The sequence below is a fragment of the Pseudomonas viridiflava genome, from assembly GCF_900602065.1.
GTDB lineage: Bacteria > Pseudomonadota > Gammaproteobacteria > Pseudomonadales > Pseudomonadaceae > Aquipseudomonas.
Genome location: NZ_UWFN01000116.1, coordinates 500,597 through 513,194, shown reverse-complemented (window position 1 = coordinate 513,194; position 12,598 = coordinate 500,597). Strand labels below are relative to the sequence as shown.

Below are 12,598 nucleotides of genomic sequence, written 5' to 3'. Positions count from 1 at the left end.
CGTCTTGCCCGCGCTGCGAAACAAATCCGTAATAGTGGACCGGGTACCTGCTGGTCAGCGCGTCATTCAAGCTGTGCAGTTTATCTTCAAGGACGGAAAATTTCGGCTCTGAAAGTTGCTGGTCAACTGCTGGTTCAGCCGCAGTAGTTTCGCTGCCCGTAGTATTGATCGTGTCCGTCTGCTCGCTATTCGCATGGGCTCCATAGGTCAAGCTGGCCGAGATGAAAGCCGGAACTAGCCATCGTTTAATATTTTTCTTTTTGAGTTTGTTCATGGGGATTCTCTAGTCGATTATGCAGGGCAACATGCCACTGTCAAAATTGACGTAATAGAGATTTAAACAGAGCGTCAACTCACTGCGTTTAAAAACAGAAGTTTCCTACAGAGATGTTTGGTGGATTTGAGTTGGCTGTTTGGGTGGAAACTTTGAGAGAGGCGTCACATTCGTGGGTTCATCGGAAATTTCCTACTGTGTTATCAGGCCAAGGTTTTTCAGGCGCTGCCGTTATTGAATAAGACGCCAAATGGAGGGCAGTGTGGTGAATATTAACGATATATCAAATAGTCTGGTCGGCCTGCAGCAGGTCGCGACAGTGCTTAATCAGCACTCAGCAAGGACAAGCGGAGAGCTGCTACTGGACGAGACGGTTGAATCTCCTCCCTTGGTGGCTAAAGAAAGCCCGTTTTATGAATATCAAGAGAAGCCTTGGTTGACCGATCCCGGCTATGAGCACTTCACCAATCGAGAAGAATATGTATGGATGAAAAAGGCGTGCAACGAAATTGATTTTGCGCTAACGCAAGCTACCTACTCGCGTTTTATGAAAGATTTGGCTGATACGCATCCCGAGCTTGCTGATAAGTCATTCGGCTTTACCCTGAGTAGCAGTGTCTCCATAAAAATTCTAGATTACAAGGAAAGTCTTACCGAAGCTGAAAAAGCGCTATTGACCGAACGTATCAATGGTTTTGATGATTTCAAGCTTCAGTTGCAGGCCAGAGCCAAAGCCATGATGACAATGGTTGACCACGATCATGAAACTTTCGGTGGTCGGTTCAAACTGGATATCAACGATTTTGAACGCGTTATTGATTTTGGCAAAATTCTGAGCGTCGGTGTTAAGCAAATTCACACTGAATGGGTCAGGCAAGTTAGTCTGAATGCTGAGAGGCAGGATGTTTCGCGCATTTCCCTGTCCGTATGAGCACGTCAGTCTGGCAATGTCTGCCAGACTGACGCTTGAATCAATTGCGAGGAGGGATTGTCCGCACAACCGTCTGTGTGCAAATGTGCCCTAAATTAAACCAGTGAGGCGTAGCGGTTGTATTGCCTAAAGATTGGTTATGCACAAAATAGCCACCGGCTTTGTAAAAGCTCCGCCAGGTGTTAAAACCCCTTTGCTTATCAACAAAGTCTTGAGCTTGTGCGCCGCCGTAGCAACGTCCAAGTTTGATTTGTCCGCTGGCGGCGCCATCAGCGTTGCTGAACAGACGCAGCATAATAGCCTCTTCTGCCTCGAACTTGAGGACGAAAACAGCCTCGCCGCCCTCCAGAGGAGCATCTTTAGTATCCGTGAACTTAACCTCTAAAAGCGCCTCCTTATAAAGTTGGGTGGCTAACCACCCCGGCTCCGAATACCCGCTAGGAATTCTGATCACCCCCGGTTCGTCATGCAGATCGTATTTTTTGAGAACCGGATACGATCCAAAACTCAGTGAGTAGGGAATACTCGCTCCATGCTGCTGATTTCCAGGCGTCACGCGAATGATAAGCTCGGCGCCGGGCTCGAGATTTGAAAATACTTTGCTCGGCAGGTTATGCGCCACCCAGTTGCCGTTCTCGTAGTACTCAACCTTCCAGGCTTGTGTGGTTGGATTGCTGCCAGGAAACATGAGGATCACGTCTTGCCCGCGCTGCGAAACAAATCCGTAATAGTGGACCGGGTACCTGCTGGTCAGCGCGTCATTCAAGCTGTGCAGTTTATCTTCAAGGACGGAAAATTTCGGCTCTGAAAGTTGTTGGTCAACTGCCGGTTCAGCCACAGTAGTTTCACGGGTCGAAGTACTGATCGCGTCCGTCTGCTCAGTATTCGCATGGGCTCCATAGGTCAAGCTGGCCGAGATGAAAGCCGGGATTAGCCAACGTTTAATATTTTTCTTTTTGAGTTTGTTCATGGGGATTCTCTAGTCGATTATGCAGGGCAACATGCCACTGTCAAAATTGACGTAATAGAGATTTAAACAGAGCGTCAACTCACTGCGTTTAAAATCAGAAGTTTCCTACAGTAATTATTATGAATACTTAAAAGAAATGTCTGACTGGTTTGTCGGAGTCACGTGTCGTCCGCAGTTCGCGTCTGAATCATTTTCTACAGAGCAGATCTCGCATAAATAACCATGGGCGACTCCCGCTCAATAGTCTTCCGCGATTACGCAGTACTGGACTTTATTCCCCGGTTTACGTTTCATTGGCTGATGTGTCCCTTAAGAGCATCCGCAATGATCGATCACCTTGACCACTTGGTCCTGACCGCCGTAAACGCCGACGCGACCAAAGACTTTTACGTCCGTGTACTGGGCATGCAACTGGAGACCTTCGGTGCCGGACGCATGGCGTTCCGGTTTGGCGAGCAGAAGATCAATCTGCATGTTCGTGGCGCAGAGTTCGAGCCCAAGGCGCATTTACCCGTGCCGGGCGCTCTGGACTTGTGCTTTATCGCATCGGTACCGCTGGAGCAGGTGATCGAGCGTCTGAAGCAGGCTGACTGGCCGATCATCGAAGGGCCCGTCATGCGCACTGGCGCGACCGGGCCGATACGTTCCGTGTACGTGCGCGATCCGGATTTGAATCTGATCGAGATTTCAGAGCGGGTCTGAAGCGCAAGCTTCGCTGCTTTGCCGGCTAAGGCCGGTCCTCACGGCGTTTGATCACTCAGACTTTTTAATCAAATCGAGTGCTTGATCAACGCCCAGCGGCTGCTTCATCCGCTGTGCAAGGAGTGCCATTGGACGTTCGTACTGGCAGGCAACTGCGGCTGCGACCAGGCCGTCTTTGCAGATCAGCGCGATGAACTCAAAGCGCTCTGGTTCGCCGTGATAAACGATGTTATCCCACTGCTCGGCGCGGCCCAGATAGTCGATGCGTTTGCCAAAGTGGAAGGTCCAGAAGAACGGTACATCCGCAAACTGTTCATGACCGCCGAGCATATTGTGCGCGGCGATTCGCGCCTGTTGCTGCGCGAGCCGCCAATGCTCGATTCGCACGGCGGAGCCTGCCATCGGGAACGTTGCCATGTCGCCCGCTGCCCACAGGCTGTCGTACACCTGCATACCTGAATCAGCAATCAGAGAGCCGTCTTCGTGACGCTCCAGACCCTGGACGAAATCCGTAGCCGGGCGAACACCGGTACCTACCAGAACCAGATCGGCGGGCAGGCGTTCACTGCTATCGAGCACCACATCTTCCAAAGCGTGTTCGCCCGTGAAGCGGATGGCTTCGACATGGGTGCGAAACAGTACGCCGTTTTGCTCATGCAATCGGCGGATTGCGGTGCCGATACGCTCACCGAATTGCGCCAGGAAAGGCGTCTCATGGCGGGCAAGCACTGTCACCGCCAGCCCTCGCTTGCGCAACGCCGATGCCGCCTCCAGACCGATAAAGCTGTCACCAATGATCACCGCGTTTGCGTCTGGCTGCGCGGCATCGAGTACAGCTGCCGCATCTTCACGGGAGCGCAGGGTCAGGACTTGCGGCAAACCGGCACCTGGCAAAGTGAGCTGTTTCGGTATGCCTCCGGTGGCGATCAAGGCCGCGTCGTAATCAATGCGCTCGCCGGTGTTGAGGGTTATTTGCTTGCTCTGTGCGTCCAGCTTTGTGACGGCTGCCTGGATGCGTTGAATGTTTTCATCAAGATAAAAACTTGCGTCTCGCAAGGTGGGTATTTCGTGCGGCTGCATGTCTCCAGCAATGACGAATTTGCTGAGGGCGGTTCGGTCATAACCCGGTTCTTGCTGCGGGTCGATCAATGCCAGCCGCCCGGCAAAGCCTTGCTCGCGCAGTGCCGAGGCGGCGGCCGTTCCCGCAGCACCGCCGCCGACTATGACGAAGTAGCGCCGGTCTGGCAGGGCAGTCGGACGCGATATCGGCAACGGTTGGTCGTCGACGACCACCCGACCTCCCTCCACACTGGCCGGGTAGCGTTGAAGTGAGTCAAGTGCCGGGGGCTCGCGAAGACTCCCGTCACTGATAGCAAATGCCGCCTTGTGCCAAGGGCAGATCAGGCTGCCCGAGCACACCGCGCCGTCGGCCAGTGGCGCACCGGCGTGGGGGCATTCTCCTTGGTATGCCCTAACCTGATCCGCGAAACGAATCAGGACAAGTTTCAGGTCGCCGATCGTGACCGGTGTCGGACGGTCCTCCTTCAAGTCGGCAAATTGCGCAACGTGATGCATTGCCATGAATATCCCTCTCGGCTAGCAACTGTTAAGGACGCTCCTAGCGCGCCAATCCCAATCGTTCATGCCACTCGGCAATTGATTCCTCGGGGTATTTGTCGAACTGTTGGTCTTTTTCATGCGCATCCACTTCGACCCAGGACGCTTTGGAGTCCAGAAGCAGGTGAGTGTGTTCAGGTGGCGTGGGCAGCGGGGTGTCGATGGCTGATGCAAACGGATGGATCAGCTCGGGCCATTCGGGGCTGAACAACCAGAGACCGCTGCCGCACAATTTGCAGAAATGCCGCTCGGCACTGCTGGTGCTGACGTGATGGTCTTCTCGCATTTTTGCGTGGTAAATCGTGATGTGCTCGCGGCCTTTGATTTTTAGCGTTTTGGCATCGCCGCCCAGGTTGATGGCGTAACCGCCACCGCCTTGGGTCTTGCGGCAGATGGAGCAATAGCAGCGCTGATAGGGATATGGATGGGCGCTGCTCAGACTGAATTCGACTTCGCCGCAATGGCATGAACCTTCCAGATGCATGACTGAATCTCCTTTAGAAGAGACACGGGTCACCGTGTCATTTTTGAGGCCGTTATGGTCTAGACACACAGGTTGGCGGTTTGCTCTAAGACATTCGTCGGATAGCGAAAAGCTGATTTGGGACAGACCCGAAAATAATTGTTGTCGTTAGTCTCAAGGGTCCTCAAGAAGGCGATTTTCCAGTCGATAGGTAGAGTTGTCCTACAACTTTTTGCTGCCCAGTTTGACCTTCCTGCCAATAAAAAGAGCTCTCGTCATGAACCTACGCAATTTGACTATCGCCCGCCGAGCCGGTCTTGGCTTCACGCTCATCTCGTTGTTGGTCGCCTTGCTCGGCTGGTTTGCCATGGTTCAGATGTCGACGATTCGGCAGAGTGAAGTCGCCGTTGAAACCAACTGGCTGCCCAGCATGCGTGTCATTAGCGATATCCGTGAAAACATGCTGCGCATTCGCACGATCTCTCTACGCATGGCGCTGGATCCGGATCCAAAAAACATCCCGACTTATCGCAGCCAGCTCGACGTGCGAAATCAGGATTTGAACAAGAAGCTCGATGTATTTGCTTCCTTCGTGGATACCCCGGAAGAAAAAGTACTCAGCGACCAGTTCCGGGTGACACTGGCCGAGTACCAGAAAGCGCTGGATAAGTCGTTTGTGATTGCCGCACAAAATGACCGGGAGGCGCTGAACAAGCTGCTGCTGGTAGACATGAAAACCATCGTTGATGGCTCCGGCAAGCAACTGGCCGACCTGGGCGATTTCTATGCCCAGCACGTGGACGCTGAAGGCAAGGCTGCCGAAGAGCAGTACGAAAAGTCGCGCAACATCGTCTTCATCTTCGTGATCCTTGCCGGTCTGGGCACAGTCGCTCTGGCCTTGCTGCTGACCCGCAGCATCGTGCGTCCGCTGGAAGTTGCAGTAACCGCTGCTGAACATGTAGCCAACGGCGATCTGACCCAACGCATCACAGTGGATGGCAGCGATGAAGTAACGCGCCTGCTGGTGGCGCTGGACAAAATGCAGGGCAATCTGCGCTCGGCCATGCAACACATCGGCAGTTCGGCAACACAGCTGGCTTCAGCCGCCACCGAGCTGAACTCGGTCACCGAAGACAGCTACCGCGGCCTGCATCAGCAGAACGCCGAAATCGATCAGGCCGCGACCGCGATCAACGAGATGACCTCGGCCGTGGAAGAAGTGGCGCGTAACGCTGTATCCACCTCTGATGCATCGAACCATTCCAATCGTTCGGCTCAGGCAGGGCAGGCGCGAGTAGTGGAAACCGTGCAGTCGATCCAGACCCTGACTGATAACGTCCAGGCCACTTCGGCGCTGGTCCAGAGCCTGGCGGATCAGTCTCAGGACATTGGCAAGGTACTCGACGTTATTCGCTCCATTGCTGAACAGACCAACCTGCTGGCCCTCAATGCTGCCATTGAAGCAGCACGGGCGGGCGAGTCCGGTCGTGGTTTCGCTGTAGTGGCCGACGAGGTTCGTGCATTGGCACATCGCACTCAGCAGTCCACCCTGGAAATCGACAAGATGGTCAGCGCCATGCGCAGCGGCTCCGCTCAGGCACTTGAGTCGATGTTGACCAGTAGCGAGCGCGCCAACGAAACGCTGACCCTGGCCCAGGGTGCTGGTGAATCGCTGACTGACATCACTTCGTCCATCAATCAGATCTCCGAGCGCAACCTGGTCATCGCCAGTGCCGCGGAAGAGCAGGCTCAAGTGGCGCGGGAAGTGGATCGCAACATCGTCAACATCCGCGATCTGTCCATGCAGTCGACTCAGGGTGCCAACCAGATCAGCGCGTCCAGCAACGAGCTGTCGCGTCTGGCGGGTGACCTGAATCAGGTGGTGGCGCGCTTCAAGGTCTGATTCGCTGCTGTCTGGTCGGCGCGCTTGCCCATGGCGGGTCGTGCCGGGCATGATTCGCCTCTGCTCAATGACAGAGGCGAGACAGCTTCATGGACAATAAGAACAATCTTTTCAGCAGTTGGCTTCGTGCGCCCGGACATCATGAGTGGCTGGCCCGTGAAGGTGATCGGCTGCTGACTTTCGCCAAGGCCTCACGGCTGCCCCAAGGGTTTGGCAACCTCGATGAGCGCGGCGTCCTGCCTGCAAACGCTCAAGCCGAAACCATGAACACCGCGCGTATGACCCACAGTTTTGCCATGGCGCATGTGCGAGGCATACCTGGCTGTGCAGCGCTGGTGGATCATGGCGTTGCATCATTGCGTGGGCCGTTGCGTGATCCAGAACATGGTGGCTGGTTCAGCGGTCCGTTGACTGAGCAGAGCAAGGCTGACAAGCAGGCTTATCTGCATGCCTTTGTGGCGCTGGCGGCCAGTTCAGCAGTGGTGGCGGGGCGTCCCGGCGCGCAGGCGTTGCTGTCGGATGTCATCGAGGTCATTCAGCGTCGCTTCTGGAGTGAAGACGAAGGGGCCATGCGTGAATCCTTTGCTCGCGACTGGACTCAAGAGGAAGCGTATCGCGGTGCGAACAGCAATATGCACAGCACCGAGGCCTTTCTCGCGCTCGCCGATGTCACCGGTGATGCCCAGTGGCTGGATCGGGCATTGCGGATTGTCGAACGGGTTATTCATGGTCATGCTGCTGACAATGATCATCAGGTGGTCGAGCACTTCAGCCAGTTCTGGCAGCCTTTACCGGATTACAACCACGATAACCGGGCTGATGGTTTCCGCCCGTACGGCACGACGCCGGGTCATGCTTTCGAGTGGGCACGGCTGTTATTGCATCTGGAAGCTGCGCGCCAGCGTCTGAAACTACCGACTCCGGCCTGGTTGCTTGCCGATGCGCGCCAGTTGTTTGCCAATGCCTGCCGCGATGCGTGGAATGTCGACGGCTTGCCGGGCATTGTCTACACCCTGGATTGGCAGAAGAAACCGGTGGTTCGTCATCGCCTGCATTGGGTCCATTGCGAAGCCGCCGCTGCCGCTGCAGCGTTATTGCAGCGCACCGATGAAAAGCAGTACGAAGATTGGTATCGCTGCTTTTGGGAGTTCAACGAAACGTTATTCATTGATCGCGAATTGGGCAGTTGGCGTCATGAGCTCAACGAACTCAATCAGCCCAGTGCGGATATCTGGGCGGGCAAACCGGATCTGTATCACGCCTATCAGGCGACCTTGTTGCCGGTATTGCCGTTGGCCCCGAGTCTGGCGAGTGCGCTGGCGGGGATAGGGTGAGTCGATTCAGTCCCTGCGAATTCATTCGCGAAGAGGGCCGGTACATCCGCAGCTTCTGCGTTGTCTGAAATAGCGCCTTCCCGAATAAATTCGGTCCTACAGGGGGAGGCGTCGGCAGTTCGCCACCCCCGCATACTAATCCCCCATCTCCAGCTCAACCCATGTCGGCGCATGGTCACTGGGGTGCGGTTCGTTTCTCGGCCAGTGATCCACCCCGGCGCGTTCGAGCCGGGCACTGGTTTGCGCATTGAGCAGCAAATGGTCAATCCGCAAACCGGAGTTGCTTTCCCAGTGCTTGCGAAAGTAATCCCAGAAGGTGTAAATCCGCTCGTCCGGGAAACAGGTGCGTAATGCATCAGTCCAGCCCTGACTGAGAAGGCGCTGAAAGCACTCACGGCTTTCTGGCTGCAACAGCGCATCCTTGAGCCATGACCGTGTGTTGTAGATGTCTTCGTCGGTGGGTACCACGTTGTAGTCACCTGCCAGCACCACCGGATGTCCGCTTTCATACAGCGACCCGGCATGTTCAATGAGCTTTTCAAACCAGGCCAGTTTGTAATCGAACTTGGGTCCTGGCTGCGGATTGCCGTTGGGCAGGTACAGGCAGCCGACAATCACGCCATGTGCAGCCGCTTCTATGTAGCGGCTCTGGCTGTCTTTCTCGAAGCCTGGCAGGCCGCGACGTACCTCCAGCGGCTCCATGTCCCTGGCCAGAATGGCCACGCCGTTCCACGAAGGCTGACCTTGCCAGATCGCACCGTAACCGGCGTCACGAATTTCATTGATCGGAAAGGCGAGGTCGGCGGCTTTCAATTCCTGCAGGCATACCACGTCGGGACTCTCGCGCCGCAGCCAGTCCAGCAGGATCGGCAAACGGCTGCGGATGCCATTGATGTTGAAGGTGGCGATTTTTACAGTGCTCACGGTAGTCCTCTCAAAAGACGCAGTGATGAGCTGTTTGAGAGGTCCGCGCGCGATAGATTCAATGGATCAAGGGCGATCAGTGCGAATGCACTCCCTTGTCAGTCAGGCGGATGATCTGCCGCGCAAGGAATGCGCCGGTGAGGATGACGCCGATCAAACGCAGTGTCTGCATGGCCAGCACGAAGCCAACATCCGAATGGGTATCAATGGCTATGATCGCCATGGCATCCAGGCCGCCGGGGCTGGTGGCCAGGTAAACCGAGAGAAAATCCTTGTCGAGCATGACCGCAATCAACCAGGCCGAAAGTGCGCAAAGCACAATCAGCAGCATTGAGCCAAGAATCATGGCCGGCATGCGGCGCCAGACATAGCGGATGGTCGGGCGGTCGAAGCGCAATCCGACGTAGCTGCCAATGGCGCCGTAAGCCAGCGTCAGCATCCAGGTGGGCAAGGTGATTTGTAGCAGCCCGCTCAGTTGCAGAGCGCCACCAATCAACAGCGGCCCCATCAACGCACCCGCAGGGATTTTACTGGCGACGACGATGCCGAACACAATCACTGCGAGGCTCAAGGCAAAGTTCAGCAGATTGATGCCTTGCAGCTCCACCTGGGCGCTGTGTGCTTCGGTACCGCCGCCTTCCACGCCAATCATCCGGCTGACGACGGCACCCACCATGACCACGCAGACCACCCGCACATATTGCATGGTGGCTACCACGCGCGAGTCGGCGCCATAGTCTTCCGACATCGCAACCATCGCAGAGGCTGCGCCGGGCGATGTGCCCCAGGCGGCGGTGCTGCCCGCGATTCCGGCATAACGAACCAGGCAAAGGCCGACCCCGGCACTGAGGAGTACTGTCAGTGCGGTCGCAAACAGCATGACGTGCCAGGAATGTAACGCGGTGATCAGTACTGCCATGGTCATCGAGTGTGCAATCAGTACGCCGACCGTGCCCTGACCCAGGCGGAACAGGTTTTTATGCAGGCGGATGTTCGCGCCCATGACCCCGAAGCCTATCGCCACCAACATGGGGCCAAGGAACAGTGCCGCGGGCATTTGCCAATATTTGAGAAGTTGTCCAGCAGCACCTGCAAGCAAGATCAGGCCCAACCACTGAACCGGTTTTGGAAGGGTATGCAGCGAAAAGCCAGAGGCGCATGACAAGGGGTGGGGCTCCGCAAGGCGAGCGAGACAGGACGCTCGTACGACGAAAGTATCGACACTTGAATCGATCAAGTCTATTTTCTAATAATCATGAATTGATAACTTTGGTTGATGAATTATGGATCTGCGCGATCTTGCCTACTTTGAAACTATTGCTGAGCTGGGCCACCTCGGACGTGCTGCGCAGAAACTCAACCGCAGCCAGCCTGCGCTGACGAAAAGCATTCAGCGTCTGGAAGAGTCGTTCGGTACCCGCTTGTTTCAGCGCGACGGTCGCCGGATCAAGCTGACCCCGGTCGGGGAGCTGCTGCAGGCAAGGGGCAAGGTCCTGCAGCAGAGCATCGCCCAGACCCAGCGCGAGGTGCGCGATTTTGCCAGTGGGGCGGTGGGAAACATCCGCGTGGGCTGCGCGTCGACCATGGCCGAATACTTGCTGCCGAAGTTGACGTCGGCGTTGTTGCAGCGAGCCCCGGATATCACCTTGAAGATGGTCATTGGTCAGGACGATCTGTTACGTGAATCCTTGCGCTCCGGGCAACTGGACATGATCATTTGTACGCTGATCACTGACGATGAGCAGTTCGAGAGCTTTGCAATTCTCAAAGACGAAGCGGTTGTCATCGCCAGCAAGGATCATCCGATCTTCAAGACTCGCTATACGATGGCTGACCTTTGCGCATATCGATGGGTACTGCCGCCCGCCAGCGTCTCATCGCGCAAATGGCTGGATCAGGCGTTCAGCGCCCAACAATTGCCGCTACCTGTCGCTCAGATTGAAGCCAACTCGATTCCACTTTTACCGGGGCTGATCGAGCGCACCAGCCTGCTGAGCTTCACTGCGCGTGAAACCCTCGAGTTCGGCAATAACATGCAACATTTGCGCGAAGTGGTGGTGAAGGAAACCACCATGAAGCGAACCATCGGCTGCACAGTCCGTAAAGGCGGATATCTATCGCCCGCGGCGCAAGCCATGGTGCAGATGTTACGTGACAGCAGCGGAGAATTTTTGAGCTGGAGCTGACACAGCTAGCTCCATTTTCCTACAGGCTGGGTTAGCCTGTGGTCATGCAGACGTCTTAGTCGCGTTGGCACCGGAAAATGATCAGGAGAACAATAGATGCAGACACTTTCACCGTTTCACATGCAGGTCGCTCCCTCGCATTTTTATGCACGTGTAGAGCATCATTTTGGTGGTGATCAATCGCCGTTGAACGACGCCGATGCGGATGAAGACACCGACCCGGAAGGGTATCTGGATCTGGATGTGCTGGGGCTGGACGAATTCAGCGACTCGGACAAGCTGGATCCGATCTTCAGCAGCGACGTGGGTTCTTCATCGGTGAACTGAGTGTTATGGCTGCGGTTCGGCAGCTTTCATCAAACAAACAGCAATGTCCCGGATTGAATCCTGTCCTGTAGATGCTCACCGAGGTTACGAGGCCAGCGAAGGCGGAGTATCAGACAGACCGCCTTCGGGCCTCGTAACCTCGGTGAGCTTCAACAGGATAGGGGGCGTTCAGGTGGATATGTATTGCGCTATCCCACTGCGCACGCAAAACCCCGTGGGACCGGATTCATCCGGGAAGGCAATGGTGCTGGCGCTGAAGATGGGGTGACTGGCACGGCCCCTTCGCGAATGAATTCGCTCCTACAGATATCGGGTCTGTCTTGCCAGATACAGCGACAACGCCTCGACCGCCAATTCAACGGTCGAACTCGAACCGGCCCAGGTGCAAGCCAGCATCAGGTTTCTCGGCAGGCCGAAATCCTCAACCTCATATCCTTGTTCGTCATGACCGTTCGCGTCGTGAGGCACCAGATCCCGAAGTGACGCCACCGGGTCGAAATAAACCCAAACCGGTTTGTTCAGCGCGACGGCCATGCCCACTTCAAATGCGGTGCCAGAGTCGGGCTCAAACCCTCGAAACACATTGAGGTTGGCCAACACCGCCGTGCTGCGCTGGATCATGGCGATATTCATCGAGCAGATCAGTTGCGCGGTTTCCTGAGCAGAGAGCCCGGGGGGTACTTCGTTGTCGAAGGGGTACAAGCCTTCAAGGCTGTGAGCGGTGCACAAGGCCTTGAGGTATTGACCATGCTCAATGGCATCTGCCCGAAATACATCGAAGCCGGCCAGATAAATCCGGGGTGCAGTGGTGATCTGCATGTTCGATCTCCCGCGTCACAGTGAGGAATGGCAATTCTAGCGCTTCACGCGTCGGCAAACCGTAAGCCATTTATCGGGGGGGCTGATTCAATACTGGAATCTGTATGGATAAACAGTATCCTTACCGGCATGTCTGACTTGTTGCGAA

At 55.7% G+C, this 12,598-nt stretch carries 12 protein-coding genes and 2 pseudogenes; 7 read left to right on the top strand and 7 right to left on the bottom strand.

Features of this window, described 5'->3' with window-relative positions:
* Positions 1-274, bottom strand: a pseudogene (locus EE949_RS07605) (hypothetical protein); the annotation flags it as partial.
* Positions 275-539: 265 nt separating this feature from the next.
* Between EE949_RS07605 and EE949_RS07600 the strand changes: the two are divergent.
* Positions 540-1,205: a hypothetical protein gene (locus EE949_RS07600; RefSeq protein WP_240350666.1), complete on the top strand. Its 666-nt coding sequence runs from the start codon at positions 540-542 to the stop codon at positions 1,203-1,205.
* A 40-nt stretch (positions 1,206-1,245) separates the two neighbouring features.
* Here EE949_RS07600 and EE949_RS07595 read toward each other — a convergent pair whose 3' ends face one another.
* Positions 1,246-2,175: a hypothetical protein gene (locus EE949_RS07595; RefSeq protein ID WP_122663715.1), complete on the bottom strand. Its 930-nt coding sequence runs from the start codon at positions 2,173-2,175 to the stop codon at positions 1,246-1,248.
* 324 nt (positions 2,176-2,499) lie between these two features.
* Here EE949_RS07595 and EE949_RS07590 point away from each other — a divergent pair, with 324 nt between their 5' ends.
* Entirely contained in the window at positions 2,500-2,877 is a 378-nt protein-coding gene (locus EE949_RS07590) for a VOC family protein (RefSeq protein ID WP_122663714.1), read from the top strand.
* A gap of 51 nt (positions 2,878-2,928) precedes the next feature.
* On the opposite strand, the gene EE949_RS07585 is transcribed toward EE949_RS07590, so the two are convergent.
* Complete coding sequence (locus EE949_RS07585; RefSeq protein ID WP_122663713.1) at positions 2,929-4,458, bottom strand: FAD-dependent oxidoreductase; 1,530 nt, start codon at positions 4,456-4,458, stop codon at positions 2,929-2,931.
* 37 nt (positions 4,459-4,495) lie between these two features.
* A complete protein-coding gene (locus EE949_RS07580) occupies positions 4,496-4,978 on the bottom strand; it encodes a GFA family protein (RefSeq protein ID WP_122663712.1) in 483 nt (160 codons plus the stop codon).
* Between the two features lie 256 nt (positions 4,979-5,234).
* On the opposite strand from EE949_RS07580, the pseudogene EE949_RS30200 reads away from it, so the two are divergent.
* The 3 genes and pseudogenes from EE949_RS30200 to EE949_RS07570 all read left to right on the top strand — a co-directional run.
* A pseudogene (locus tag EE949_RS30200) lies at positions 5,235-6,002 on the top strand (MCP four helix bundle domain-containing protein); the annotation flags it as partial.
* Entirely contained in the window at positions 5,997-6,860 is an 864-nt protein-coding gene (locus EE949_RS30195) for a methyl-accepting chemotaxis protein (protein WP_431194218.1), read from the top strand. The pseudogene EE949_RS30200 and the gene EE949_RS30195, both read left to right, overlap by 6 nt.
* Positions 6,861-6,949: 89 nt before the next feature.
* Entirely contained in the window at positions 6,950-8,194 is a 1,245-nt protein-coding gene (locus EE949_RS07570) for an AGE family epimerase/isomerase (protein ID WP_122663710.1), read from the top strand.
* A 135-nt stretch (positions 8,195-8,329) separates the two neighbouring features.
* On the opposite strand, the gene xth is transcribed toward EE949_RS07570, so the two are convergent.
* Both xth and EE949_RS07560 read right to left on the bottom strand, forming a co-directional pair.
* Complete coding sequence (gene xth / locus EE949_RS07565) at positions 8,330-9,118, bottom strand: exodeoxyribonuclease III (RefSeq protein ID WP_122663709.1); 789 nt, start codon at positions 9,116-9,118, stop codon at positions 8,330-8,332.
* Between the two features lie 76 nt (positions 9,119-9,194).
* Positions 9,195-10,283, bottom strand: coding sequence for an AbrB family transcriptional regulator (locus tag EE949_RS07560; protein WP_162873795.1), 1,089 nt, complete (start codon positions 10,281-10,283; stop codon positions 9,195-9,197).
* A gap of 118 nt (positions 10,284-10,401) precedes the next feature.
* Here EE949_RS07560 and EE949_RS07555 point away from each other — a divergent pair, with 118 nt between their 5' ends.
* Complete coding sequence (locus EE949_RS07555; RefSeq protein WP_122663708.1) at positions 10,402-11,304, top strand: LysR family transcriptional regulator; 903 nt, start codon at positions 10,402-10,404, stop codon at positions 11,302-11,304.
* Between the two features lie 96 nt (positions 11,305-11,400).
* Complete coding sequence (locus EE949_RS07550; protein ID WP_122663707.1) at positions 11,401-11,631, top strand: hypothetical protein; 231 nt, start codon at positions 11,401-11,403, stop codon at positions 11,629-11,631.
* Between the two features lie 300 nt (positions 11,632-11,931).
* Here the strand turns inward: EE949_RS07550 and EE949_RS07545 are convergent, their stop codons facing one another.
* A complete protein-coding gene (locus EE949_RS07545) occupies positions 11,932-12,450 on the bottom strand; it encodes a nucleoside 2-deoxyribosyltransferase (RefSeq protein WP_122663706.1) in 519 nt (172 codons plus the stop codon).
* Between the last annotated feature and the right edge of the window lie 148 nt (positions 12,451-12,598).

Coding starts and splice junctions, on each gene's coding strand:
- EE949_RS07545 (WP_122663706.1), bottom strand. CDS start 12,450: ATGCAGATCACCACTGCACCCCGGATTTATCTGGCCGGCTTCGATGTA.
- EE949_RS07580 (WP_122663712.1), bottom strand. CDS start 4,978: ATGCATCTGGAAGGTTCATGCCATTGCGGCGAAGTCGAATTCAGTCTG.
- EE949_RS07570 (WP_122663710.1), top strand. CDS start 6,950: ATGGACAATAAGAACAATCTTTTCAGCAGTTGGCTTCGTGCGCCCGGA.
- EE949_RS07555 (WP_122663708.1), top strand. CDS start 10,402: ATGGATCTGCGCGATCTTGCCTACTTTGAAACTATTGCTGAGCTGGGC.
- EE949_RS07585 (WP_122663713.1), bottom strand. CDS start 4,458: ATGGCAATGCATCACGTTGCGCAATTTGCCGACTTGAAGGAGGACCGT.
- EE949_RS07550 (WP_122663707.1), top strand. CDS start 11,401: ATGCAGACACTTTCACCGTTTCACATGCAGGTCGCTCCCTCGCATTTT.
- EE949_RS30195 (WP_431194218.1), top strand. CDS start 5,997: ATGCAGGGCAATCTGCGCTCGGCCATGCAACACATCGGCAGTTCGGCA.
- EE949_RS07595 (WP_122663715.1), bottom strand. CDS start 2,175: ATGAACAAACTCAAAAAGAAAAATATTAAACGTTGGCTAATCCCGGCT.
- EE949_RS07590 (WP_122663714.1), top strand. CDS start 2,500: ATGATCGATCACCTTGACCACTTGGTCCTGACCGCCGTAAACGCCGAC.